20 protein-coding genes, 3 pseudogenes and 1 riboswitch are annotated in these 25,757 nt (G+C 39.3%); of the genes and pseudogenes, 13 read left to right on the top strand and 10 right to left on the bottom strand.

What is annotated here, in order from left to right:
- The first annotated feature begins 2 nt into the window (after positions 1-2).
- On the top strand, positions 3-332 hold the full coding sequence (locus B3X18_RS03440) for a DMT family transporter (RefSeq protein ID WP_005025131.1): 330 nt from the start codon (positions 3-5) through the stop codon (positions 330-332).
- A gap of 87 nt (positions 333-419) precedes the next feature.
- Here the strand turns inward: B3X18_RS03440 and B3X18_RS03435 are convergent, their stop codons facing one another.
- From B3X18_RS03435 to B3X18_RS03400, 8 genes are all read right to left on the bottom strand, one after another.
- Positions 420-1,442 (bottom strand): ABC transporter substrate-binding protein, encoded by a 1,023-nt coding sequence (locus B3X18_RS03435; protein ID WP_017400899.1) that lies wholly within the window; start codon positions 1,440-1,442, stop codon positions 420-422.
- Positions 1,439-3,247, bottom strand: coding sequence for an allophanate hydrolase (gene atzF / locus B3X18_RS03430; RefSeq protein WP_005025125.1), 1,809 nt, complete (start codon positions 3,245-3,247; stop codon positions 1,439-1,441). Before atzF ends, B3X18_RS03435 begins: the two co-directional genes overlap by 4 nt.
- Before the next feature lie 11 nt (positions 3,248-3,258).
- Positions 3,259-3,702 (bottom strand): CopG family ribbon-helix-helix protein, encoded by a 444-nt coding sequence (locus B3X18_RS03425; RefSeq protein WP_004280384.1) that lies wholly within the window; start codon positions 3,700-3,702, stop codon positions 3,259-3,261.
- Positions 3,695-3,799 (bottom strand): hypothetical protein, encoded by a 105-nt coding sequence (locus B3X18_RS03420; RefSeq protein ID WP_372410767.1) that lies wholly within the window; start codon positions 3,797-3,799, stop codon positions 3,695-3,697. Before B3X18_RS03420 ends, B3X18_RS03425 begins: the two co-directional genes overlap by 8 nt.
- Positions 3,800-4,569: 770 nt before the next feature.
- The gene (locus B3X18_RS03415) at positions 4,570-6,171 is read right to left on the bottom strand and encodes a hypothetical protein (protein WP_005025118.1); all 1,602 of its coding nucleotides are present in this window, start codon (positions 6,169-6,171) and stop codon (positions 4,570-4,572) included.
- A gap of 106 nt (positions 6,172-6,277) precedes the next feature.
- On the bottom strand, positions 6,278-9,883 hold the full coding sequence (uca, locus tag B3X18_RS03410; protein ID WP_005025115.1) for an urea carboxylase: 3,606 nt from the start codon (positions 9,881-9,883) through the stop codon (positions 6,278-6,280).
- 3 nt (positions 9,884-9,886) lie between these two features.
- Positions 9,887-10,549, bottom strand: coding sequence for an urea amidolyase associated protein UAAP2 (locus B3X18_RS03405; RefSeq protein WP_005025112.1), 663 nt, complete (start codon positions 10,547-10,549; stop codon positions 9,887-9,889).
- A gap of 11 nt (positions 10,550-10,560) precedes the next feature.
- On the bottom strand, positions 10,561-11,298 hold the full coding sequence (locus B3X18_RS03400; RefSeq protein WP_034670458.1) for an urea amidolyase associated protein UAAP1: 738 nt from the start codon (positions 11,296-11,298) through the stop codon (positions 10,561-10,563).
- Positions 11,299-11,328: 30 nt separating this feature from the next.
- A riboswitch (guanidine-I (ykkC/yxkD leader) is annotated at positions 11,329-11,444 on the bottom strand.
- Positions 11,445-12,473: 1,029 nt separating this feature from the next.
- Here B3X18_RS03400 and B3X18_RS03395 point away from each other — a divergent pair.
- The 5 genes from B3X18_RS03395 to B3X18_RS03375 are packed head-to-tail and all read left to right on the top strand — an operon-like array spanning position 12,474 to position 18,070.
- Positions 12,474-13,232: a hypothetical protein gene (locus B3X18_RS03395; RefSeq protein ID WP_005015290.1), complete on the top strand. Its 759-nt coding sequence runs from the start codon at positions 12,474-12,476 to the stop codon at positions 13,230-13,232.
- The gene (locus tag B3X18_RS03390) at positions 13,229-14,125 is read left to right on the top strand and encodes a hypothetical protein (protein WP_005015293.1); all 897 of its coding nucleotides are present in this window, start codon (positions 13,229-13,231) and stop codon (positions 14,123-14,125) included. Before B3X18_RS03395 ends, B3X18_RS03390 begins: the two co-directional genes overlap by 4 nt.
- Positions 14,122-15,375, top strand: coding sequence for a glycosyltransferase family 2 protein (locus B3X18_RS03385; protein WP_005404254.1), 1,254 nt, complete (start codon positions 14,122-14,124; stop codon positions 15,373-15,375). The genes B3X18_RS03390 and B3X18_RS03385 overlap by 4 nt, the downstream gene beginning before the upstream one ends.
- Entirely contained in the window at positions 15,372-17,198 is a 1,827-nt protein-coding gene (locus tag B3X18_RS03380; protein ID WP_005025104.1) for a hypothetical protein, read from the top strand. The genes B3X18_RS03385 and B3X18_RS03380 overlap by 4 nt, the downstream gene beginning before the upstream one ends.
- On the top strand, positions 17,195-18,070 hold the full coding sequence (locus tag B3X18_RS03375) for a hypothetical protein (protein WP_005025102.1): 876 nt from the start codon (positions 17,195-17,197) through the stop codon (positions 18,068-18,070). Before B3X18_RS03380 ends, B3X18_RS03375 begins: the two co-directional genes overlap by 4 nt.
- On the opposite strand, the gene wecB is transcribed toward B3X18_RS03375, so the two are convergent.
- Together wecB and B3X18_RS03365 are read right to left on the bottom strand one after the other, a co-directional pair.
- Entirely contained in the window at positions 18,067-19,215 is a 1,149-nt protein-coding gene (gene wecB, locus B3X18_RS03370; RefSeq protein ID WP_005025099.1) for a non-hydrolyzing UDP-N-acetylglucosamine 2-epimerase, read from the bottom strand. The genes B3X18_RS03375 and wecB overlap by 4 nt on opposite strands.
- Positions 19,216-19,217: 2 nt before the next feature.
- Positions 19,218-20,396 carry a tetratricopeptide repeat protein gene (locus B3X18_RS03365; protein WP_005025097.1) on the bottom strand — a complete coding sequence of 393 codons (1,179 nt, stop codon included), beginning with the start codon at positions 20,394-20,396 and terminating at the stop codon, positions 19,218-19,220.
- 485 nt (positions 20,397-20,881) lie between these two features.
- On the opposite strand from B3X18_RS03365, the gene B3X18_RS03360 reads away from it, so the two are divergent.
- From B3X18_RS03360 to B3X18_RS03330, 7 genes and pseudogenes are all read left to right on the top strand, one after another.
- Positions 20,882-22,162, top strand: a complete 1,281-nt coding sequence (locus B3X18_RS03360) for a tyrosine-type recombinase/integrase (protein WP_005015309.1) — start codon at positions 20,882-20,884, stop codon at positions 22,160-22,162.
- 189 nt (positions 22,163-22,351) lie between these two features.
- Positions 22,352-22,486 (top strand): annotated as a pseudogene (locus B3X18_RS03355) (IS3 family transposase); the annotation flags it as partial.
- A 35-nt stretch (positions 22,487-22,521) separates the two neighbouring features.
- A pseudogene (locus B3X18_RS03350) lies at positions 22,522-22,725 on the top strand (tyrosine-type recombinase/integrase); the annotation flags it as partial.
- Between the two features lie 192 nt (positions 22,726-22,917).
- Positions 22,918-24,354, top strand: coding sequence for a dGTP triphosphohydrolase (gene dgt, locus B3X18_RS03345; RefSeq protein WP_005015322.1), 1,437 nt, complete (start codon positions 22,918-22,920; stop codon positions 24,352-24,354).
- The gene (locus B3X18_RS03340; RefSeq protein WP_005015325.1) at positions 24,351-24,923 is read left to right on the top strand and encodes a hypothetical protein; all 573 of its coding nucleotides are present in this window, start codon (positions 24,351-24,353) and stop codon (positions 24,921-24,923) included. The genes dgt and B3X18_RS03340 overlap by 4 nt, the downstream gene beginning before the upstream one ends.
- A gap of 186 nt (positions 24,924-25,109) precedes the next feature.
- Entirely contained in the window at positions 25,110-25,409 is a 300-nt protein-coding gene (locus B3X18_RS03335; protein WP_005015326.1) for a hypothetical protein, read from the top strand.
- A 36-nt stretch (positions 25,410-25,445) separates the two neighbouring features.
- Positions 25,446-25,757: pseudogene (locus B3X18_RS03330) on the top strand (nucleoside 2-deoxyribosyltransferase); the annotation flags it as partial.

Below are 25,757 nucleotides of genomic sequence, written 5' to 3'. Positions count from 1 at the left end.
ATATGTCTTTTTTATATCTTTCAATTGCCATTATTGCAGAAGTTATTGCAACATCTGCACTCAAAGCTTCAAATGGTTTTAGCGTGTTCTGGCCTTCACTTGCCACCATTGCCGGCTATGCAATTGCCCTGTTTTTTCTGTCACTGACTATGAAAACCATTCCGATGGGTATTGCTTATGCGATCTGGTCAGGGGCTGGTATTATCCTGATTTCAACAGTTGGCTTGCTGGTATTTAAACAGCAACTGGATCTTCCTGCACTGATCGGTCTGGCGTTTATGATCATTGGCATTATTTTTATCAATGTCTTTTCCAAAAGTACGCAGCTTTAATTTTTTAATCTTCATCTGACTATAAAAATCCCCAATCTGGGGATTTTTTATAGCTTTAGTTTACATTCCGGAATGAGGCGGCAAGCTCTATTTGAGTTCTTGTACCAAAGTTGGAACAATCACACCATCCACATTCATTTCCGTTGTATAAATGCCGTTAGCCACATTGAACTTGTTCACATGATAGGTTGAGCCATAAATTGAATCAAAACCATTACCTTTGGTAAATACTTTCTTGTTGGCTGCCAGATCCAGTAAATGTGTACCGTCAATAAACTGCATATAGGTTTTTGGGTCAACACCGACCCGTTTGGACATGATCTGTGCAGCGTCTTCTCGAGTCGCCGGATCATTGATGTATTTGACGGTTTTATCCCAGACCTGAATTACCTTTTTCCATTGCTCTTTATTGGCTTCCAGATGGGCCGGGTTTACAGTCAGGGTATCGTAGATCAGGCCAGGTTTATCTTTAGAGGTAAAAATGATTTTTGAACCAGCTACCGCAGATAGAGCCTGATTTGCCACCGGCTGCCATACAGCAATCGCATCAATATCAGGTGTGGCAAACACCTGTGGCAATTCATTGGTCATGGTATTGACCAGCTTAACCTCATTCAGGCCAACTTTGGCATCATCCAGTGCAGTGGATAGCAGCAAGTGATCCACCAGACCTTTTTCAGTCGCAACAGTTTTTCCTCGCAAGTCCTGTATAGAGTTAATTCCGTTCTTGGCAATGATTACATCATTTCCAGCTGAATAGTCAGTTGCCATGATCATCACGCCTTTGGTACCCCCTGAACCGGTGACCAGATTATCGCCATTAGTGACCATTACGGCATCCAGCTGATTGGCTGCAAATGCAGAGAGTGAAGAAGAATAATCAAACCACTTAAAATCGGCATTGATACCTGCTTCTTTAAGCCAGCCTTTTTCAATCGCTACCTGCCAGGCTACAAAGCCCGGCCAGTCGCTATAACCAATCCGAATCGGCTGGTTTTGCGTACTCTCACTTGCTTTGGTATTTGATGCAGGAATTTTTGCAGTATTGTCACAGCCACTAAAAAGGATTACAGACAGTACGGAAACGGACATCAGTGCTTTTTTGATCATTTTGCGACTTCCCCTATGCATTCACATTTAAATTTGGTATTTGAAAGTTGTCTAGATTTCATAAATTCGCGCCAGCCACCGAAATGACTGATATCTGTGGCATCTTCAAGCGCATAACCTTCACAGATAAAACTTTTGACCCAAGTACCATCAATCAGCTGGGCATTGCCAATGCCCAATGGTGCCGGTACTTCTGCAACAATGTCCCCGAATAGGGCACGCGGAATGTCCCAGACCTCTACTTCAATCGAGGAACCTGTCGCGTTGTATTGCAGGCCAGGTTTTGGCGGTGTGGTATTTTTTAAGGCATAGAGTTTGTAATGCGAAGCAGTCCGGGTCTGTTTGATCAGGGTGCCACCACGTGTGGTCAGCTGAAAATTCAGCGGCATGCCGGTCAGATGTGTACCGACGACAGCCAGTTTGACGCTGTGACCCGATGAGATTTCAGTTGTTTTTTCATAGTTGCGTTCAGAAGTTCCCAGTTTTAACTGGCTTGCCTGCTGCCATTTTTGCCCGAATTTGGCCAGTGCCTCATCCATCCAGGCTGGCGCAATAAAGGTCACGCCCGTTGGCAAACCATCGGCACGAATGCTATTTGGTAGCGCCAAAGCCGACAGATCGGCAAAATTGACAAAATTGGTATAAGCGCCCATGTGGCTGTTTTTGACCAGAGGATCAGCTTCTACTTCTGCAATACGATAAATGGTAGGTGCGGTCGGCACCATCAAGGCATCATACGCTGCCAGCGTATTTTGAATAACACGGCTCAGGCGGGCGCGTTCATATTCATCCTGCATGACATCGACCGCACTGAACCGGTCTGCCTGCGCAATGATTTGACCAATGACCGGATGGGTCTGCTTGCGTTGCACCATTTTTTCCACGGCACTGGTACGTTCAGCCACCCAAGAGCGATTATACAGGGCCGCTGCCAGTTGCTGAAATGGAGTAAAATCAATCGGCTCAACCGTATAACCCAAACTTTGCGCACGTGTGATTGCCAGTTGAAATACTTTTTCAGTTTCGGCGTCGCCATAAAATTCTAGTGTATCCGGAATGGCAATTTTCCCTTTTGAAAATTGGCTCGGTACATTCTGAGGATGCATTCTGGAATAATCATCGCTGGCATCATAGCCCTGCATGACTTGCGCTACCTGCCAGGCATCATCCACCGTTAAGGCAAAAATCGAAATCACATCGATGGTGCGACAAGCCGGAATCAGGCCGGTAGTCGAGAACCAGCCTTTGGTCGATTTGAGCCCGACAATGTTATTGTGCCCTGCCGGTACACGTCCTGAACCTGCAGTATCTGTACCCAGTGAAAATGGCACTAATCCGTTTGCGACGACTACACTGGAACCCGAACTCGAACCGCCACTGATATATTCAGGATTAAAGCTGTTCTTCACCGCGCCGTATGGAGAGCGCACCCCAACCAGACCCGTCGCAAACTGATCCAGATTGGTTTTACCCACGACAATCGCACCGGCAGCTTTTAATTTGGCTACTGCTGTTGCATCGGAAGTCGCCAGATAAGCTGCCTCTTTACATGCTACTGTGGTATAGAACCCTGCAACATCAATATTGTCCTTGACCGCAAATGGCACCCCATAAAGTGGCAAGCTTGCACTATCTGCACCAGTCAATGCATCAATTTGTGCCTGTAATTGTGCTGCCGTCGCAATTGAAATCCAGGCATGATCCTCATTATTCAACCCGGCAACATACTCAATCAGGTCACTAAGCTGGATATTGTTATTCTGGTAGGCGTGTTGCCAGTCCTGTACAGTCCATAAATTGTGCACAGCTGTTCTCCTTAAGTGTGTTCGGTATTTTGTGGAATGGGCGGCATGACGGCATCCATCAGTTCGAGATGGCCTTTAATCACGCCTTTCAGTGCAATAAATTGTTCGCTAATTTCTTTCAGATCACTGCTCGCGCCCTGCATCAGCATGACTTGCAAGATTTTTTCATCATCCAGCTGGATATGAAGTGAATTGATCACTTGCGCCAGATACTGCTGCTGCAGATCGACCAGCTGACTGCGCAGCGGTTTCAGACTGACGTCATAGAGCAAAGTGAGTGTGCCAACCATGACTTCATCGCGAATCACCAGATCATCAATCAGGTGACGGTTAATCATGTCGACAATGGCTTGCGAGCGGCTTTCATAGTGCTGCTCGACAATTTTTTGATCCATTGCATGCAGTGTGGTTTCTGGCACGGTAATACTGATACGTGCCAATTTTTGTTTAGGCACGATGTTGATCCTTGGATTGATATTGTGAAGATTGTTTAATGTGAAAGCCTGCGCGTACGCTAAGCAGCTCAACCAGAAAGTGAAGCCATGGATGCATTTTTTTATTTGATGTCGGATTGTTCATGTGCATCTCCTGTGGATATTACAAAACCAGAATTTCGTATTACTTAGGAAAATGCAGAAAGCGTGCCAGTTTTTACTTATTTGGATGAGGTAAATAAAGTTACATAAAAGGGTGAAAAAAAGCCCCATAAGATTGAAATGGGGCTTGTTCTAAAGCAAAAGTAAGTTTTGTATTTCACCGGTTTATTCCATTTTGATTGCTCATGTCCTTGCTATTCTTTTTATACATGAATGGTTAACCGATGTTTGGAATTTAGTGGTCAAGTGCTTTATTCTCCTCTATTTATAGTTGTATATAAATAAAAGCATAAAGCATGCCATAATATAAAATAGAATAGATTTAAGCAGAATGCGTGGGGAATTAATTACATACGCAAATTGAGGCAAAACAAGAATGATTTATTTTTTAAGTATGCCTAAAAAATATGCCATTTTGCACCATTGGGGTTCGAGTGTGCATCAAAGTGTGGCTAAAGGATGTTTAATAATGGCAAGCACTTCTTAGATAATTTTTTACATCTTTTATAGATGGCATCTCGACGATCTACATCTAGTACCAAAACGACAATTTTGAAGTCGATAAGCTGATATACTAAGCGATAGCCTGCCGATCTAAGTTTTACTTTAGATAAATCAAATGATCCACTAAGTTTATTTTTGGAATCTTAGAATTTTCCAAAAAAATGGTTTCGAGCTTACGAATGAACAATCGTAAAATTTAAAACCGTTATTTAATTTCTGAAATTAATTTTTTTGTAAGTTAAAAGCCTCTAAAGAAACCTCTCGATTTAAATAACTAGTTTCATCCTTAGGTAGAACCTTATACTTATATTCTATTCTACCTTCTTTATTTTTTGTTTTTTCAACCACCTCAAAAAGAGGATTAATAATGGTAGTTTTTATATAAATCTTGGTTGACTTAACCTTAGTGTCTAACAATATGAAATTACTCAATTTTCTATTTTCAAGAATAATAATTTCATAGTCTTCTTGTGCAAAGATTGCATCTAATTCTTGTTTTTCATTATTTGGAATAAAATTACTGAACGCAGAAAATTTCTTTTCGTGACTTTTATTTGCTAACAACTCAACTATTTCGTAAGAATTGTTAATTTCTGTATTATTTAGTGGAAAATCAGACCTAAAAAGAACATCTACCTTTAATTTTTCGCTGATTTTTCTAGCATTTTCTACATATTCTAATAATATATACATAGAGTTTATCCAATCTTTTTGAAAATTTTCAGTAATTACAGATGATATTTCAATTCCATTTACTGAAAGTCTAACCTTTAATTGATTACATTCTGCGAGAAGCTTATATACTCTTTTAATCTGATTAAAATAAGTTAGTCGTTCGACTGGTATATCATCCCAATTTTTAAGATGGATAGAAATCTCAAAATGTATTTTATTCGGCTCTCCAATTTTGATAGGTGAATTTTTATACTTTATGGTCATTAAACCTTCAAATTTCGTAATTTCTAAAGAATGTGATTTTTCTCCATAAACCACCTCAGAATTACCACTCAAGATAAGATTTTCTTTTTCATCAAAAAACTCTAACTCTCCTCTTAAATCGCTATTTTTCTTAACATATAGCTTTCCATCCTTTATCTGAGAAGGAAAAATAACATTTAAAGCTTCTGAATTAGAACTAATGGCATCAACATCTATTTCAAAAGTTTCCCCACCTTCAATTAACTTAGTATATTTCTTGGTAAACTCTTCAGCACTATTAGGTTTAAAATTAATTTTTACTGACTCTTCACTATCTTCTGCCACATCTATTCTATAATGAGTTGTGCTATTGATATAGTCACAGGAAATATTTAGTCTTGGATCAAGTATCCTAAGCTCTTCTTGAACTATTTTAGAAATAGTATTTAAAGAAGAATTTGCCACACCTATAAAGCTTTGACCTGATCTATGACTTTCAAGCACCCTTAATTGTGCTTCCTTTTGAAACTCACTTTCCGCATATAGAGGACTATTACTATTCGCCAATAATTTAAGCTCAGCTTTATTTTTCCACTCTTTTAATAACTCAACAGAATATGCATCAGGTTCTATATCAATTTTTCTAGCACAATGATTACATAACCAAATTCCATTCTCTATAGATTTTCTCTCTTGCTGAGACATAGTTTCATCATATCTTGGTCCTCCTACACTTGCTGCACATATATGTGCGGCTGTACCAGTAAGATTAATTTTATCTAAGGTAGCTTTTTGTGGCTCAATTGTTTGCTTACCACAATCTGGATTAGAACAAAGATTATTTACCCGTTCTCTTAATGCTCTCACAACAGGTTTTGAAAAATTATCTCTTCGTGTATTTGTCATAACATTAGAAAATTTATTGTAAGTATAAATATCATTTTAAACTAAACTATTAATTCATTGAATAAAAAAACCGCCCTTACGGACGGTCTTTTTTATTCCTATCTCATCAAGCCACTGGTGCCAATGTAAACAACACCTGCCCCGTTTTCACCGTTTGCCCTTTTTCAATGGTAACCGCATCGACACGCATACGCTCAGGCGCAATAATTGGAATCTCGATCTTCATCGCTTCAATCACCGCAAGCGTCGCACCTTCTTCCACAATATCACCCGACTGACATTCAATTTTCCAGATTGAACCGGGCATATGCGATTCCACCGCACAACCACCTTCAGGCACTTCAACACCTTCACCATCATCCACAGCATCTAGGCTTTCAGAGACATATTCCGCCAGTCCTGCTTCATGCCAGCGACGGCGCTCTGCATCAAAATTAGCTTGTTGCACCGCTTTAAATGCTGAAATAGATTCTTGGTTTTCAGTTAAGAATTCGTTGTATTCTTTAAGGTTGAGTACGCCTTCTTCAATGCGCAGTTTTAAACGCCCTGCTTTAAAGTCCTCACGCATGTGCATCAACTCGGACTCAGACACTTCATAAAACTTAATTTGGTCAAAGAAGCGCAATAACCACGGCATATCTTGTTCAAAATCAGGGTTTTTACGGTAGCGTGACCACATTTGCGAAGTACGACCCACAAACTGATAGCCACCCGGACCTTCCATGCCGTAAACACACATATACGCACCACCAATACCGACGGCATTTTCAGGTGTCCAAGTCCGTGCAGGGTTATATTTGGTGGTGACTAAACGCTGACGTGGATCAAGCGGTGTTGCCACAGGCGCACCCAAATACACATCACCCAAGCCCATAACCAAATAACTCGCGTTATACACCACATCTTTCACGGCTTGTTTGTCTTTTAAACCATTAATACGGCGGATAAATTCGATATTGTCCGGACACCACGGTGCATCTGGACGTACGGTTTGCATATAACGCTCAGTTGCAAGCTGTGTTTGTGAATCTTCCCAAGCCAGTGGTAAATACACAGTACGTGATGGCACTTGCATTTCCGTCACATCAGGCAATTGTTCTTCTGCGACTTGAAGCATATGCAATAAATCAATTTGATCGAGCTTGGTCGAATCAAAATGGATTTGCAGTGAACGAATACCCGGTGTCAGGTCAATAATGCCTTGGATATTTTGCTCTTTGACCCATTGCATCAGCGCATGAATACGGAAACGCAGGTTTAAATCTAAAACCAGATCGCCATATTCCACCAGCATATAGTTGTTGCTCGCAGGACGATACACCACATCAGGCGTACCATTTTGACCTTTCAAAGTGTCTAAAATGGCGGTTTTCAGCGTACTGATTTCAGGATAGAACGATTCATTAAAAGTGACTATTTGCGTATCTGTTGATACCAATTGTGCATGATATTTTTCATTGAGTACTTTGGCTTGGGTATAGCTCACAGGCACAAATTTCACTTTATCGCCTGCTTTGAGCTGACCCAATTTCCACAGTTCAGAATTGATCACCACCGCAGGACACACGAAGCCACCAAGGCTTGGACCATCTGGACCCAAGATAATCGGCATATCACCAGTGAAATCAATCGCACCAATGGCATAGGCATTATCATGAATATTGGATGGATGCAGACCTGCTTCACCACCGTCCTGACGAGCCCATTCAGGTTTTGGTCCAATCAAACGGATACCGGTACGGCTTGAGTTAAAGTGAATTTCAAATTCATTGGCAAAGAAGGTATCAATGTCATTTTTGGTAAAGAAATCAGGCGCACCATGTGGACCATACATCACTGCAATTTCCCAAGAATTTGAGAATGTCGGGATTTGATCTTGGCTTAATGCTTTGCCATCACTTGATGTAAATGCCGTGATTGGAAGCATATCGCCAATGAGTAAATTACGCCCTGCATGCCCACCAAACTGACCTAGGGTAAAGGTTGCTTGTGAGCCTAAATATTCAGGGACATTGAGACCGCCGTTAATACCAATGTAGGTACGACAACCTGTGGCGATCTTGCCACACTTCAGCACCTGACCTTTACGCACATTCACGGTTTGCCACATTGGTACAGTTACGCCATCCAAAGTCGATGGCATATCGCCACCTGCAAGCACGATTTGACTGTCACAATGGAATTTTAAGCTTGGTCCTTGCAAGGTACATTCTAGACCTGCGGTATTCGGTGCATTACCTAACAGTTGGTTGGCGACATTTAAAGACAGCGGATCGATTGCACCCGATGGTGGCACACCGACATCCCAATAGCCCAAACGCCCTGTAACATCCTGCACGGCGGTTTGAATGCCTGCTTGCAGGACTTCAATCTTTTGGGTTTTCCACTCAAAGGTATTTAAGAAGCGTGTGGTTTGCGTACCCGCTTTAAATACATCACAGTCGATAATGTTTTGTAGATATTCAAGGTTGGTTTCAATGCCTGCCACAGAAGTTTTGGCAAGTGTATCGGTCATGGCTTGAATGGCAGAATCACGATCATCCGCAGTCACAATAATTTTGGCAATCATTGGATCATAGAATGACGATACGTTGGAGCCTGTTTCTACCCACGTTTCATTACGGGCATTGGCATCAAACTCGACATGAGTCAGTAAACCTGCGCTTGGTTGGAAGTTTTTAATTGGGTCTTCAGCATATAACCGCACTTGAATGGAATGACCTTTAGAATCAAGCTGTGCTGTTGGTGGCGTCCAATCACCACTGCCTAAAGTCACCATCCATTCAACCAAGTCCACACTAAACACTTGTTCGGTGACACCATGTTCGACTTGTAGACGAGTATTCACTTCCAAGAAATAGAATTCTTGCGTGTCGGTATCCATCACAAATTCAACCGTACCTGCCGAGCGGTAGTTCACCGATTGCATCAGTTGGATCGCAACATTTTGAATATAGGCACGTTGTTCATCGTTTAAATGTGGTGCAGGTGTTTCCTCAATCACTTTTTGGTTACGACGTTGTACCGAACAATCACGCTCGCCCAAAGCCAAGACTAAACCGTGACCATCACCAAAAATTTGCACTTCAATATGACGGGCATTTTGCACGAACTTCTCTAAGTACAAACCTGCATCTTTAAAGTTGGCTTGCGCTAAATATGACACCGTTGCATAAGCATCTTTCAGCTCTTCAGCATTCCAGACCAAACGCATGCCGATGCCACCACCGCCTGCGGTACTTTTCAGCATCACAGGATAGCCAATACGTTCCGCTTCTAGCAGTGCTTCGGCTTCATCAGCCAACAATTGACTGCCCGGAAGTAATGGCACATTGGCTTGAATTGCCAATTCACGTGCGGTGTGTTTCAGACCAAAAGCTTTCATTTGTTCGGCATTTGGCCCTAAGAATACGATGCCTTGTGCTTCACACAGATTACAGAATTCGGCATTTTCAGAGAGGAAGCCATAGCCCGGGTGAATCGCTTCTGCACCGGTTTGTTTTGCGACTTCTAAGATTTTATCGACATTTAAATAGCTTTGGCTCGCAGGTGCATCACCAATGAAAACAGCTTCATCTGCTAAAGTCACATGTAATGAATCACGGTCGGCTTCTGAATAGACGGCAACCGATTGGATGCCTAATTTTTTAAGGGTACGAATAACACGACACGCAATTGCACCACGGTTGGCGATGAGAACTTTATTAAACATGGCTTATTCCTCGCCTTCACGGACAATCAGTTGAATTTTTGTCGGGTTATAGGCATTACACGGATTATTCAGTTGTGGACAGTTTGAAATGAGGACAATCAAATCCATCTCCGCTTTAATCTCCACATATTTCCCCGGAGCAGAAATACCATCATCAAATTTCAAATGACCATCTGAAGTTACAGGTACATTCATAAAGAAATTAATATTTGGACCGATATGGCGCACATTCAAATCATGCTTTTTCGCAATCGGATGTTGTGACAATGCAATCATGAAATTGTTACGGCAACTGTGCATTGGGTATTTGTCATGGGCATAGCGCACTGTGTTACTTTCACATGAACATGCACCGCCTAAGGTGTCATGGCGACCGCAGTTATCATCGTTGATGGTGGCGATTTTATTGCCAAAATTGGTGTATAACGCTGTGCCTTTTTCTAAATATATTTGACGATTCATCGCCAAAGTATCGGTTGCGCTATAACGCTCTTCAGGGTTATGTGCGGAGATAAATAAGGTATCTACCGCCTGGTTGCCTTCTAGATCTACAATACGGAAATACTGTCCTTTTTTGACTTCGCACATCCACGCTTCACCGGCAGGACAAACTTCGCTGAGTACTGGTTTTTCATGATTTTGTGTTGGGTTTACGAGTGCAGTCATGATCATTCCCCTTAAGCAGTTAAAGCGTAGTAGCGGTTATTATTTTGGAATGCACGCTGATTTTGCGGGCATGAATCACGGCAGACATCTGTCTCGCCTAAAGGAAGTGCTTTAAAGAGTGATAGTTGAATATCAGCTGGTGCATATTCAGATGAGTTATCTAAGGCATGCGGTGCACTCGATAAAAACACCAGACAATCTATTTCAAAACGTAGTTCAATCACTTGATGAGTATTGTCAGATGCCACATAGCTGAGGTTGCCGTTATCATCAGGTTGAACTTTAGAAAACAGATTTAAAGTACTGCTGAGGTCAGTTGCCGATAATCCAAATTTGGTCATTTCCAGTAATAAACTGTCTTTGCCGTTGCGGTACATCTCATTACGGGCATCTTGAAACGTTTTTGAACCAAATTGATTTTCGATTTGCTGTGCAGTACTTGGTGCGCAGAAGGCATCATTCCAACCGTGATCATCTTTCACAATCGAGATCATGGCACGACCCAAATCAGAGGCTAAAATGTGCCCTGTACTTAGAAATGCGGTATGTTGCCCTTTTAAGCTGTCTGGCATGTTATAGGCTTCCAGCTTGTCTTCTGCATTGACACAGAACAGCGAAACATTGGCATTTGCGCCCAAGGATTTGAGTTGTAAAACTGCGCCACGTTGAATGCGCGCAGACCAGTGATGGCCACCCGGTAAAAGTTCAGTCCACAGTGCGGAATCTTCGTGATAAGTAGTCGTGCTCATAACAGCCTCTGCATCTAACTTGTACGGTTTACCTCCCGGGCTTTTATCCCTCCGTGTAGCTTTGGTTTTGGAAAACCTAGCCGTGAACTCTCGGTCTCAGACGCAGGCTTTAAAAAATAACTGCCGGAACCCTAGATCACTTTATGCTGTAGAGGTAAATGCAAAGGGTATGCCAACTTAATCATACGGATTTGGTATTTCGTAATACTTTTCTATAACACTTGTAGTGCGTTTCGATAATGATGCACTGTTACTGAGCACTATATACAAACAACTCTTGAGTTGATGCTTGATAAAGGCTGTAATGCTGATAAGTGTATGTGCACTTTTTCAAACATTTTAATAGGGTCAATTCTTAGACTCGTATTTAAAACTCAGAGTCATCAACTGGATTAATTTAAAGCAGCCCTGAATTAGAAATATTCAACGATAAAATGGGTTTAATTACTAAAGCCTGTAGAGATAGAGAAATAATTTCTATTTATAAATTGGTAAAATATATCTTGAATAAAAATAAAGATCTTTGGGGAGCATTTTGAAGATGATGTAGAAATGCTTTATTTGCTTGACAGGGTTTAGTGAAATTTTTATTAAATACAGATTTTTCACTAAATTTTCACGATAAATATATGAAAGATAGCCTACTTTAAATTATATTTTTAGTGAGTTCTGGATAGCTTTCTGGGCTCTGATTCTTGCGCTTCTTTATGACTTGATCAAAATTTAAATTTAAACCTGTTTAATATAGAAACCTTTCTCTCTCAACTTTCTCCTATAGGTCAGGCTCTAGAATTCTCAAATTAAGAATCAAGCCTGTTACCAGGCAGATAGAACAGACTCATGATCAGAAATTACAGGCTTAATCACTTCTCTTTAAAAAACCTGATAAAACATAATTTTTGAAATAAATTAATTTATATCCAATATTTTAAATAATAAAATTAGCTTTTCGAGAAGTTTAATGACTGTTTTTATATATAAATCATAGCAATTATTATTTTTTATCATTATGGCTTAATAAAACGAAATAATTAGGATCTTTATATTCTTTAAGACCAATTGATTACATAAATAGTGACTAATTACATCTAAATTATCTTATCAAAAGTTAAAATTTCATTCCTATTTATTTATACTTCTATGTATGAATACATATTTAGAAAAATGAATACTATATGGCGAAGAACTGGCTTATAAGAACAAATCAGTCTATTACCTTTTTACCTATGATCATTGTTATATTTATAGGTTTAATTGGCTATGAATGGTTGCGTGCCGAGTTAGTAGGTAGCTGGGCGCTTTTTATTGCCTTGTTATTATTAGGACGTTTTCTTAATCTGGTTCAAGCTGTTATTCTTAGTGTACTGATATTTCTACTGTTCTTTATTTATCTTTTATTTGATATTCAAAATACCAACTTTGATACCAGTACTAAAATTCTACAACTTTTTATTTTACCTATCGCCCCGTTATTTCTAAGTATCTATTATGAAATTATGTCGACTAATCAGGAGACAGATAATTTACTGGATGCTTATAGAAAAAATTTGACCTATAGCATTTTACCAATTGGTAGCTACCAATATAACCATCTACAATTTCAGCGTATGCTTTCACTTAACATGATTCAAAATTATGCTGAAATTAGGGTGGATATTACCAATCACGAATTATTGCGTGACATGCTGCAAGTTGACGAGTTTAAAGCAGTACAGCAAAAGATTTTTGATGTACTGGAAACCCAGCGTACTTTACCTCACTTTTATTTCACAGATACCCGCCTTTCCATTATTCGGATTATCATTATTACAGATGGAGATTTTAGCAAGGTTAAAGAACTGGCTGAACAGCTCAGAGTACTTGACCTGCTTAAGATGCAAATCACAATAAACACGCATACGGTAGAAGAATCCTCCTCGGAGGTTCTCCAATGAGCACATTAATCTATGTTTGCGGCCTATTGCTTTCGGTCAGTACCTTACCGGATCCTACTCTCTCATCTTACTATCAGACCTATTATGATTGTCCGTTGCGGCCTGCGAATACTTTAGAATCCAAAAATGTTTCCAGTATTTATCAGATACCAGAACACTTTCCTACTGAAAGAAAATTATGGCCTGTATTTACTGTTGATCAGGTTCATTCAAAAAACTTTAAACAGATCATGGATCAGGGCATTAAACCGGGGTTATTGATTCCAGAAAATTTTATGAATCCTCTCATTTATTTCCAGTTAAAAAGACAGATAAATAGAGGTGCCATACCTTTACTTGACTTTAGTAGCGTGGAACCTTCACGTTTTAACAGCCTGGCTACTCTAGCGACCAGTGCCGGCCTGCGGCCTATGGGTGCTTATGTTCATGATGGCTGGAATCCTTTATTAAAAACTCTTCCAAAAGGGTTATATATTATTCAGGCCAACGAAGGCCAGATTCCCCTACCTGCTTTACCAATTCAGAGCGGACAGCATTTATTTTATACCGCTTATCCCAATTCATATGGTTTTAATGGGACGGGGATTTTATTAAATCCGGAAGGCAATCTTTCAAATGAAGATATTAATTATCCGGTGTTAGGAATTGGTTGGAAATTCCTGAATGTCTCCTTTTACAGTCAGCCCGACCGGATCCATACCAGTATTGCTGGGCGTATGCTGCTAGCTGCTGGTCTAATGATTCTACCGCTCCATCTGATCTTGTCTCTTCATTATCCTGAATTACTGGGTTTCTGGGGTACATCCACATCCTGGTTATCTGTATTCATGATTATTGTATTAATGATTATCCTTGTAAGTACCATGCTATGGAGGATATTCAAGAAATCATGAATACAATTGATATCTGTTTTATTGTTGGCTTTATTGGTATCTGGATTCCCCAAGCTTTTTGGGCTTGGCTGAGTTTTTCGGCTTGGCGTTATTCGATTCGGGCCAATCAGGAACTTTCGAATTTACCTGTACCCGAACGTTGGCCAATGCTGAGTGTACTGATACCGGCTTACAATGAAGAAGTAGTTATTGAAGATACATTGCGGGCTTTAGCAGCACAGGACTATCCGCCAGAAAGCTATGAAGTACTGCTGATTAATGACGCTTCCAAAGACAGGACACAGGAAATTGCTGACCGGATGGCAGCCGAGTACCCGGTAATTCGTGTCATCAATGTTCCTAAAGGCCAAGGTGGTAAAGGTAAGTCCCGCACTCTGAATAATGGCCTAAAACATGCCCATGGTGAGCTGATTGCAGTTTATGATGCAGACAGTACCCCTGAACCAGATTGTGTAAGACTTATTGCTCAGACCCTTCTGGCTGACTCAAATCTGGTTGCGGTTAATGGTAAAGTTCGGACCCGCAACTGGAAAGACAGCCCGCTAAGTACATTTATTGCCATAGAATTTATTTATTTCCAGTGGATTTTTCAAGGTGGTCGCTGGTTACGCTTCCGTCTTTCTACCCTCATGGGAACCAATTATGTAATCTGGCGTGATGCGCTGGATATTCTAGGGGGATTTGATGAAAAATCCCTGGTTGATGATACCGAAATGAGTTATCGCATTTTTCTGGGCCATAAACGCATTAAATGGGTACCTTATGCAATTGGATGGCAGCAAGACCCGGGTGATCTAAATATTTTTATTAAACAACGCTCCCGCTGGACACAAGGAAATTTTTATGTCACACGCAAGTATCTAAGTACGGCAATACGTCATCCTTTCCCGATTGGCATGGAAATTGGCAACAATATCATGTGTTATATCATGTTTGTGCCCGCTTTATTTTTAAGCCATATGACACTGGTCGTAGGACTGCTCGGTATTGATGGCACAACTATACCTGGGCCTTTTACTTTACTCTTTATTCTTGCATTCATTCTTTACCTTACACAAATCTGGTTTACTCTAAGTCTGGAAAAAGAAGTTCCAAAACGTTTTTATTTTTACGCGTTCATCGCTTACTTTACTTACTCACAGGTGTTTCTTTTAATCGTGTTTAAAGCTGCCTGGGATATGCTTAAAAGTAAAATTAAAGGTGAAGGTATAACCTGGTATAAAACAGAGCGAAAAAAGGAAAAAAAATGATCAGTCACTTTAAAAAATCCCGTTTTACGGTGTTATCTTCTGTTCTTCTTTCCTTATATGGCTCTCAGGTCTATGCTGATACCTGGCAGCTAGATGACCTGATATCACGTACTGCCCAGTACCAGTCTCCTTATTTCTTTTATGTGGGCAAGGGTGAAACCTGGCAAAACATACAGTTCAATAGCCAGTTTGACAGTCATGGCGAAAGCACGCTGGTAGTCCGTTATGATAATCAGATGATTCATAGACAGGATTTAAATGGTAAAGGTGAGTTGAGCTTTACCTTACCTGCAAGTACTGCCGGTTTTCATCGCCTCGATGTCATGCTTTTACAAAAGCCGTCAGTTAACGGACCCATCAGCAATAATTACTGTGTAGAGTCCACTAATCTTTATACAGCCCTAACCAAACTGACATTAAACTATCAGGCTCAGCATGGCATATTACAGCTCAATCAACTGCCTGATGCCCTGTTTAATACACAGCTGAGCCGTACAGCGCCAATTAAGGCTTTACTACAATTTAATAACCAGAACCGTTTAGAAGCATCCATGATTGCCCGCCTGGCTACAGCATGGAAGTTTAACACCCCAGTTCAGTGGCAAGTTACTGAGTCTACCCAGCAAGAAGCACCTGATTTTGTAATTAGCATACAACAGGTAGAACAGCCTCTAGCAGGTGCAAAAATCAGTTTAAGCCGGAATAATGAGATTCCCCGGCTAAATATTGAATACTCATCAGAATCCCAGCTGCTTATGGCAGTTAATGCTTTAATAAACCAGAATTATCTGCAACAGCTTAATACAGCTACTGCTACATTAAGCGAACCGGTTGCCGAGCCAGCATGGGCGGTAATACGCAAATTTGAGACGCTGGCTGACTTGGGTATTTCTGATTTTGCTCTCGACAGTTCATCTAAAAATATTTCTCTAGTTTTCCCGCCTGTATGGGAAGCAACTGATGTGTTAAAGGGAAAATTAGCCTTTCGGGCACAAAGTGGCTTATTACAAGGCTCAACTTTACAGGTCTGGTTAAACGAATATTTGGCCGGCAGCTTAAGTCTGGCTAAACTAGATTCAAATCCGGTTGAGCGCCGTTTTGATTTCGTTGGTGCGGATTATCCTTATGTCAACAATTACAATATGACTTTAATAAACTCTCAATTAAACAATGAAGCCTGTTTGCCAAATGCGGGCACTGCACTATGGATTGATGCAAATAAATCACTTGTTAACCTCCCCCATCAGATGAAACAGGGCGTAATCAATCTCTCTACCATTTTCGCCAGTACTCCAGAGATAGCCATCAACAATCCGGCTGCCACCAGTATGGCCATTACTGTAGCAAATGTTGCGAAAACAATGCTGTTAAGCGACCAGCCTGTACCTGTAAACATTACTGAGCTGAATGCTAATAGGCTTAAAAAAATCAATATATTAGTTAATACAGCCCGTTTTAATGATGAATTACAGCGATACAGCCAGCTACTTTACTTACCTGCTACGGCAGGCGGATTTATTGTTTCTGTGAAAGATGGCAGATTCTGGATTAATACGGATAGTGCAGCCGGAGCACAGACTTTTACCCGTTTTTGGCCCGTAATCCAGCAAAGCATTCCCAACAATACAGCAGTACTATTTGTTTCAGCACAAGGCCAGATTACGGTTTTGAGTAAAAATTCGGTGAATAAAGCTAAGGCGCCCGTTGTCGAGCAAGTCTCTACCCGTACTCTTGTTATTGTTCTCACCATAATTACACTGATTATTATCGCTTTAATTCTATGGCGCAGAAGCCGTCGTAAAGTCAAGGGAACAGGTGAATGAGTATAAGGCAGTATGCATTTATAGGTTTACTGATATTTATATGTTTTCCTGTGGCCGTGTTTGTACTTTCTGCTTTATTAATGGAGCAGGCAGATGCCAATACAGCAGCACCTAAAATTGAGGGTATTTTTTGGCAAGTCGACCAGATGAGCCAGCCTTCTGGTAACTGGCAGCTTTTGGGTGTAGATACGCTGGTTAACCAGTGGAGTATTGTAGACGGACGGTCTTTTTTTAATGAAATTCCGGTGCAGCCATGGGATGTGCAACCCGATTGGCAACATATTGGTAAACAGCCTTGGGCAAAACATGTAATTTTAGGGCTGGCCGGCAGATTTCAGGAACCTGTAGCCCGTGAAAATATTGATCAGCTTTATCAGCAGTCTAGGCAGATTATTCAAGCCAAATTACCTGTACCAGTCACAAGCTACTATTTTCCTGTAGAAGCTGACCCTACATGGAATGGTGTCCATACTCTAGGACAATATATTGCTCAGTTTAAATTACCTGTCTGGGTAAGTATTTATAGTGCAGAACCTGAAGCCCCATTTCTAGAATATTGGTTAGAAAGCTGGCTGCCCCCCAATGCAAAAGTTTTTTTCCAGGATGGCGTGGGTGTAGGAACGCGCAGTCCTGAAGAAGCTGCACAAATTTATGAAACTTTAAAAGAGCAATTTGGTGAAGACCGGGTGGTAATTATTTTAGAGGCATTTCGACTAAAAAAAGATGGAACATTCAGAGCTGCCTATCCTTGGGAAATCAGTAAACAGCTTAAAGCCTATTCCGGACAGCGAATTTTCATTTTTGATGGTCCCCACTATTTAAATAGAGCCAGTGTTTTATGGCTCTATATATGGATGAAAATCAATTTTTAAGAGGAAGCAGGGTTTAAATCTTTGATAATCTGCTCAAGAATGCGACCCGATGCCCGGCCATCACCAAATGGGTTTTCAACTTCAGCATGCTGAAGGTAATATGAATGATCATCCATCAGTCGTGAAAATTCCTGAACGATTTTAGTCACATCTGTGCCAACCAGAACACCACAACCAGCCTCCACTACTTCTGGACGTTCAGTGACATCCCGTAAAATAAGAACTGGTTTTTGATAGGTTGGACTTTCCTCCTGAATCCCTCCAGAATCTGTCATAATCAGATATGAGGCCTGCAAAATAGCAAGCAGGTCAGGATAATCTAATGGACTAAGTAAATGTACCTGCGGATGTTGAGCGAACTCCTGATGAGCAACTGTATGCACATGCGGATTAAGATGAACTGGCCAGGCAAAATGCAACTCTGGATAACGTTGACATAGCTCATGTATGGCCTGACATATATTCTGTATACCCTGCCCAAAATTTTCACGTCGATGGGCAGTAATTAGAACCAGTTTATTTTTTTCCTGCAGATTTAAGCTAAGTCTTTTTAAACGCTGTTGAGATTGTTGTGAAGAAGCCTGCATAATCTCACGCGCACTGTATATGGCATCTACTACCGTATTACCTGTGACAAAAATATGTTCTTCAGGCACATTTTCCTGTAACAAGTTACTGGCCGAAAGTGCAGTCGGGGCAAAATGCCAGCGTGCCAGACGAGATACTAACTGACGATTTCCTTCTTCTGGAAAAGGATGCAGCAAATCGAAAGAGCGCAAACCAGCTTCTACATGAGCCAGTCCAATATTTAAATTAAATGCGACTAAAGCACCAGCCAGTACTGTTGTTGTGTCGCCCTGCACCACAATAGCATCACATTTTGACATTTGGGTATAGACACGGTCCAGTTCGGTTAGAGCCGTGCTCAATAAAATATTCAAGCTTTTGCCCGGCTGCATGACCTGTAGATGATGGTCAATTTCAATCTGGAAAAAATCTATAGCATCACGTACCAATTCTAGATGCTGCCCGGTAAATACTACACTTACTTCGAAACGGAAATCTTGTCGTGCTTGTAAAATTACTGGAGCCAGCTTAATCAGTTCAGGGCGAGTTCCGAAAATAAAAGAAATATGTATTAGCATTATTAGAAACTCCGGTAAAACGTTAATTCAACACGGGTATTATCAAAGCTACTATCTACAGATGCCGGGGTTCCATTAACATATTTCCCGTACATTTGTTCAATACGTAGTTTTAACGGCAGCCCTGCTGGTTGCCATGCGATGCCGGGCCCTATTTCTGCTATGTTATTATAATATTCCTGTTCACTATCATTAATGGTATGCAGTTTCACATAAGCCTGTATATTACCCCAATCATTATAGTTAAAATTCCAGCCTGTCCGTAATCGCAAATCACTGATCAGATTATAATCCTCACGTGAATAAGCAGCGGCATTACCATAAAGTTCAGCAAAATACTGATTACTTTGCTGAGCTGGCATATGGCTGGCCTGATCCATCCCCCAGTACCACTCCTGATAGCCTGTTAAACCACCATTAATGCTTTCCCTAAATTTTTTCCGGTTCAGATCAATCAGATCATAGCTACCACCTGCTTCCAGATATAGGTAAACAGGCCATTTCCACGGACGGTAGTTTACCCCCAAACCTACTATGGCGGCATTCTGGTCAATAATTTCTGGACGGGCGCCGCCTGTGGAACGGGTATCACGATTGACACTGGCAAATCCATAGATCTGGCCTTGATTGTTTTCATCGAAATAACGGCCATAACGAATCTTTAACGGTAAAATTGTAGTGTCATAACGTCCTTCATAAGAAGGCGAGAAATAAACATCAGCAAAGGTTTTCTTGGCTGACGTATTACCTGTTCCTGACAGGTTCTGTACCGCCTGTTTAGACTGGGATGCAATTTCCTGATTGGAAGAGCTTTGTAATTGCTTGAATATAACGAGTGCTTCATCATTTCTATTCGCCACATTTAACAAATAAGCTTTTTGCATGAGAAGCTGATCATCAGATGAGTCTAAGGCAAGCGAACGATTAATATATTCTAAGGCTTTATTATTATCATTTTGACGCAAGGCCAAGTATGCCCAAGTTTTCCAGACTTTAGGATCATTTGGTGTCTTTAGGGCAATCTGGTTAAGTAAACTGTCTGCTTTATTAGTATCCTGACTTTCAACCTGGTAATACTGCTCCCACAATGGATAAACGTCAGCGGTATCCATTGGGTTATTTTGAGCCTGTACCCCTAAACTTATCACAAACCCAAAAATCGTTAAGTAGATTTTTTTCATTGTTTTATAAATACTATAAAGTCACCGAGATAATGATTATCTTATATTCTCTAAAATAAAAATACAGATAAAACCGATAGTACTGTGAGAAAATTATTTATTGATTACATATTAATTTTATTTAAAACAGGGAATTAAATAATAAGAAGACTAATCTTTTTAACAAATTCTAACATTCAATAATAAGGATTAAATAGAAATTATTTTGCTACATTAATTTTTATATTTTTATTGTCTACACTACTCTTATTAATAAATGGCTATTATTAAAGAGACAATGATAAAAAAATAAGCCGCTAGATAAGCGGCTTATTTAGAATTCTGGCGGAAGCGGTGTCCGTCTAACAGTAGTCCTAAGCAATCCCAGATAATATTATAAACATATATTTTTCAATTATTTAATATTTTTACTGTCCTAAGCCATCTTGCCTAATCCTACCATTTCCAGTATTTTATGAGGGGTAGGTTGTGGGGTAAATCAAGACATGCCAAAGAAATCTAAAGAGCTATCTGCACTCAGTGTAGCAAAAATTAAGAATACTGGGCGACATTCTGTAGGGGGCGTTGATGGCCTTTGCCTGAATGTTGAAGGTAACTCCCGTGTCTGGATTTTGCGTGCAGTTGTTGGCAAAAGGCTAGATAAAGATGGGAAGTTAAAACCACATCGCCGTGATATTGGAATCGGTCCCTACCCTGAGGTTTCTCTAGCTGAAGCTCGTGCCAAAGCCACCGAATTAAGATTACAAATACGAAGTGGTATAGACCCAATTGCTCATAAACAAGAACAACTAGAAAAGCTGTATGTTCAGAAACTTCGTGACAAAACATTCATGGAATGTGCAAAAGTTGTTATTGCCAATAAAACCCGTGAACTGAAAAATGAAAAACATATCGGACAATGGACATCTACATTAGAAACCTATATCTACCCAACTTTAGGTGATATTAGTATTGGCACCATTACTAAAGTTGATATTGCCGAAGTTCTTAGGCCTATCTGGATTAAAAAAAATGAAACAGCCAAACGTATTCGTGGCCGTATAGAAACTATTTTTGATTATGCCAAGGCTATGGGATATTTTGAAGGTGACAACCCTGCTGAATGGAAAGGTAATCTTGAACCTATATTCGGTAACATAAAACAGGAATCACGCCCTCATCCATCGTTACCTTATGAACAGGTTGCTGGGTTTATCCAACATCTGAGACAGAAAAAAGGGATTTCACCTAAAGCTCTGGAGTTTGCAATTTTAACTGCTTGTCGATCTGGTGAAATTTTCGGAGCTAAATGGCAGGAAATTGATTTTAAGAATAAAGTTTGGATCATTCCTAAAGAGCGCATGAAAGCAAACAAAGAACACCGTGTGCCTCTATCTCAAGAAGCGGTTAACTTGCTTAAATCCATCCAAGAATATACTCAGCCACAAGATTTTATTTTTCCAGCACCACGGAATGGTGCAATGCTTTCTGATATGTCTCTAACAATATTGATCAAGCGTATGCATGAGCAGAAGCTTAAAGAAAATGGTTTAGGCTATATTGATCCGAAACAAAATCGGGTAATTACTACTCATGGTTTTAGGTCAACTTTCCGTGATTGGTCTGCTGATAAAACGGATTACCCTCGTGAGGTATGTGAACATGTTCTTGCCCATAAACTTCCTGATGAAGTCGAAGCAGCATATTTACGAGGGGCTTATCTGGAAAAACGTAAAGGTTTAATGGCAGATTGGGCTGAGTTTTGTTCTGCAAACATCGTTTTATAAACTCAACAACATGATATTAATTCTAAAATAAGCCTTAATAGAACCTTATTACCGCTGTTCTCCACTCATTGAAAGACTAACTTCTCTATAAAGTGCATATACCAATTCTTGCTGAGTCATGGACTGCGATTATCACGGTAATCTATCATGCAATCTGTCCTTTAAATATTACTAAAGGCAGATGGATTAAAAAGAACCTATAAAACTCGAGAAATAACCTGTGCAGATGTGTTTGATTATATCGAGATGTTTTACAATCGGATCAGGCGTCATTCCTATCTCAATGGGATGAATATAAAAACCTTTGAAACAGCTTCATTTTGAAGCTGTTTCATGTCTAAGATACTGGGAGCAGTCCAATGACGGGGCATGGTTTTCATGGACTGGCATCTACAACATCACATGAGCAAGGCTATATGCATGATGCTATTGAAATTCAGTTAGCACATACTGTTGGTAATGCCGTATCATAAGCGTATAACCATGCGCAGCATTTAGACTATCGAACAAAGATGATGCAGGAATGGGCTAATTTTATTGATAATTTAAGGGGGAAAATATGACTTTATTACAATTCAAATACCCGTAGAACTCAAAAATAATATTTTAATTAATGTGTTAGAAACTTATTGCGAATAAAGATTTGATAAAATGCTTTTCTATTACGTCTCTAATAAGCCTCATGTTTCTTTTTGTTAAGAAGCTGATTCTCTGCTAAAGTGCGTAAATAATATTCGTTACTAAAGTAAAATTTGATGGAAAACATATCTGAAAATATAAATAAATTATTATCTTTTATTCAGCCAGTACGTCTAAGAAAAACATCTAAAGTCTCTGAAACTCTTTTAGAAGCAACAGAAAGTGATAAAGGACGCGTCATCAATTCACCAGCTTTTCGCCGACTACAACAAAAAGCTCAAGTATTCCCTTTAGAAGCAAATGCATCTGTCAGGAGTAGGCTAACACATTCTATAGAAGTTGCTCATATCGGTTGCTATATTGCCCAAGAAATTCTTTATAAAATCCAGAAGGAATATAAAGTAGAAGGCTTAGACTTTGAAAAGATGACATCTTTTGTAAATACAGTTGAAACAGCTTGCTTGTTACATGATATTGGCAACCCTCCATTTGGACATTTAGGTGAAGCTGCAATTAGGCAATGGTTTAAAAAACAAATTGATAATTATAAAAATAACCTAGGCGAATGTATGTTTAAAGAGTTATCTAGCAATATTAATAACCTAGATCTTCATAAATTTGATGGTAATCCTCAAGGTTTTCGATTAATAAGATTATTAAGTGGAAATGATGAATTCGGTTTAAACTTAACGTGCTCTTTACTTTTATCAACAGTTAAGTACCCATATACCATTGATAAAATACAAAATAATGAAAAAATTGGAATTTTTAAGCTTTGCTATCCAAGCTATCAAGAAGCCTGTAAAAAAATCAATTGGCCGGAAGGAAAACACTTCCCACTTAAAAATATTATGGATACAGCTGATTTTATTGCATATTCGATGAGTGATCTAGAAGATGCTATTGAGAAACAGATTGTCACAGAGAAACAAATTATTAGTTATTTCGTTGAGTTCTTTAACAGAAATAAAGAAATTGATGCCAGCACAATATTTAACGTAGACAAATTAAGTCATGAACAACTTAATTTCTTAAAGTTTAAAACGTGCATTATAAATACTGCCGCAAAAGAAGCTGCCACAAACTTCTGTGCAAATTTAAGCTTATTATTAGATGGGACAGATAATATAGAGCTTATAGAAGAAAATACAGACATCCATAAAATTCTAGATGAAGTATTCGATTATGCTAAGAAAAATATCTACTGCCATGAGTCAGCTGAAAAAATTGAACTCGCAGGGCGAAATATTATACAAGGCCTTTTAAATCACTGCGAAATTTTGATGTGCTTATCTGAAGATAAATTCAATTGTTTACTTAAATACCCTGAAAAAAGCATGCTCTCCCCTAAAAAGTTAGGGCTCGACTTTGAATTGCGTCTATTAAGACGCTTGCCAAAGAATCATATTAAGAAATATATTCTATCAGTGGAAGCAGACCCATCAAATGAAATCATTTATAGAGCACATTTAATCGTCGATTACATTTCAGGAATGACCGATGATTTTGCCTTAGAAATGTATCAGTTATTAGAAGGCATTAGAATTCAATGATTAATACAGATCACCCTTATTTTTTCATTAACAGTCTTTTAGATAGTGAATCGGCATATTCACTATCTAAATATACTTATCTACCCGATTCTTTATCTGATGATAGAATTATTAACACTATATCAGGTGAAGATTTTTCAATAGATTATGTTAACTCCATATTGAAAAGTTTAAAAGAAGATCAAGAACTTGCATTCCATTCTCTAGTTAAAACCAAAAGTAGGAAAATATACCATATTCCAATGATAGATTTTTCTACCTCAAGGTTAGATAGAGAGGTTTATTATCGGTTAAAAAATTTTATAGATTACAAGATACTTTCAGATATGACATTCTATAGCACAGGTAACTCATTTCATGCTTATTCGTCTAAACTTTTAACCCATAAAGAATGGCTTAAATTTATGGGATCATTATTATTGGTCAACCCATCAAACTCATCCTTAAAAATTATTGATAATAGATGGATTGGGCATCGTATAATGAGCGGATTCTCCTCATTAAGATGGTCAAACAATTCTGGAATATATAAAACCCTTCCAAAGAAAACCACTTTTAACTTACTTTAATTCAAAACAATTAACAACCATCCCAAACTATGGCCAGTTGGTTATACTCAAAATTTTTTAAAAAAAATAGAGTCTATAATCATCGTTTTATAAACTATGAAAATTTAACACCTTGCTTTACAAGAAATAAATAATTAAACTAAAATTTAAATAATTTTTATACAATAAATCAAAGGGTAACGTAATATGTCAGGTTCAGGTGGTGGGGGCGGAACACCAATTCCAGATTTCCAATCTTGTGAAGATTTAACAATTAATGTTCAACTCAGCTCACCCAAAGAAGCTATCATTTCAAAATTAACAGAAGGTGATATTTTAAGAATTGGCTTTGAATCAAATAATATCACCACTGTATATGCTTTCTATGAGGACGATATTGCTGGCGGTATTGCTGCCCCAGTTATAGGAAAATTACGTGAATGCTTACGTAGTGGCACGAAATATCAAGGAAGAGTATCAAGTCAATCAAGGACAAGTTCGAGTTAAAATAACAGCAATTAAACACTAAAAAAGGAGCCACTTATGATAACTATTACAGGCGGAATATATGAAGAATATTGTATGCATCCTTATAGATATAATATTTTTGGTTCAGGAGGAAGAGCTGCTTCTGCAATTGCAGCAATGAAGGGAGAAGTTAAGTTAACCACGTATTGCTCTAAAAACATACAAGAAGTTATTCAGGCCCGTGCTGAACTGGAGGGCTTCGAATTAAGTATTATTAATATTCCAGTAAATACTAAATTTCATTATACTCATGCTCTTGCTAAGCCCTTAATTTACAATAGAACCACTAATAATCCGCCACTGGAAATTAAAGAAAAAAACGTTATT

This window comes from Acinetobacter sp. UBA6571, from assembly GCF_002434085.1.
GTDB classification, from domain to species: domain Bacteria; phylum Pseudomonadota; class Gammaproteobacteria; order Pseudomonadales; family Moraxellaceae; genus Acinetobacter; species Acinetobacter radioresistens.
Note: the sequence above shows the minus strand (reverse complement) of the source record. Positions and strands in the feature narration are given on the sequence as shown.

Coding starts and splice junctions, on each gene's coding strand:
- B3X18_RS03380 (WP_005025104.1), top strand. CDS start 15,372: ATGATCAGTCACTTTAAAAAATCCCGTTTTACGGTGTTATCTTCTGTT.
- B3X18_RS03435 (WP_017400899.1), bottom strand. CDS start 1,442: ATGATCAAAAAAGCACTGATGTCCGTTTCCGTACTGTCTGTAATCCTT.
- B3X18_RS03440 (WP_005025131.1), top strand. CDS start 3: ATGTCTTTTTTATATCTTTCAATTGCCATTATTGCAGAAGTTATTGCA.
- B3X18_RS03420 (WP_372410767.1), bottom strand. CDS start 3,799: ATGCATCCATGGCTTCACTTTCTGGTTGAGCTGCTTAGCGTACGCGCA.
- B3X18_RS03385 (WP_005404254.1), top strand. CDS start 14,122: ATGAATACAATTGATATCTGTTTTATTGTTGGCTTTATTGGTATCTGG.
- dgt (WP_005015322.1), top strand. CDS start 22,918: ATGGAAAACATATCTGAAAATATAAATAAATTATTATCTTTTATTCAG.
- B3X18_RS03415 (WP_005025118.1), bottom strand. CDS start 6,171: ATGACAAATACACGAAGAGATAATTTTTCAAAACCTGTTGTGAGAGCA.
- B3X18_RS03375 (WP_005025102.1), top strand. CDS start 17,195: ATGAGTATAAGGCAGTATGCATTTATAGGTTTACTGATATTTATATGT.
- uca (WP_005025115.1), bottom strand. CDS start 9,883: ATGTTTAATAAAGTTCTCATCGCCAACCGTGGTGCAATTGCGTGTCGT.
- B3X18_RS03405 (WP_005025112.1), bottom strand. CDS start 10,549: ATGACTGCACTCGTAAACCCAACACAAAATCATGAAAAACCAGTACTC.
- B3X18_RS03395 (WP_005015290.1), top strand. CDS start 12,474: ATGGCGAAGAACTGGCTTATAAGAACAAATCAGTCTATTACCTTTTTA.
- B3X18_RS03390 (WP_005015293.1), top strand. CDS start 13,229: ATGAGCACATTAATCTATGTTTGCGGCCTATTGCTTTCGGTCAGTACC.
- B3X18_RS03360 (WP_005015309.1), top strand. CDS start 20,882: ATGCCAAAGAAATCTAAAGAGCTATCTGCACTCAGTGTAGCAAAAATT.
- B3X18_RS03335 (WP_005015326.1), top strand. CDS start 25,110: ATGTCAGGTTCAGGTGGTGGGGGCGGAACACCAATTCCAGATTTCCAA.
- B3X18_RS03340 (WP_005015325.1), top strand. CDS start 24,351: ATGATTAATACAGATCACCCTTATTTTTTCATTAACAGTCTTTTAGAT.
- wecB (WP_005025099.1), bottom strand. CDS start 19,215: ATGCTAATACATATTTCTTTTATTTTCGGAACTCGCCCTGAACTGATT.
- B3X18_RS03365 (WP_005025097.1), bottom strand. CDS start 20,396: ATGAAAAAAATCTACTTAACGATTTTTGGGTTTGTGATAAGTTTAGGG.
- B3X18_RS03400 (WP_034670458.1), bottom strand. CDS start 11,298: ATGAGCACGACTACTTATCACGAAGATTCCGCACTGTGGACTGAACTT.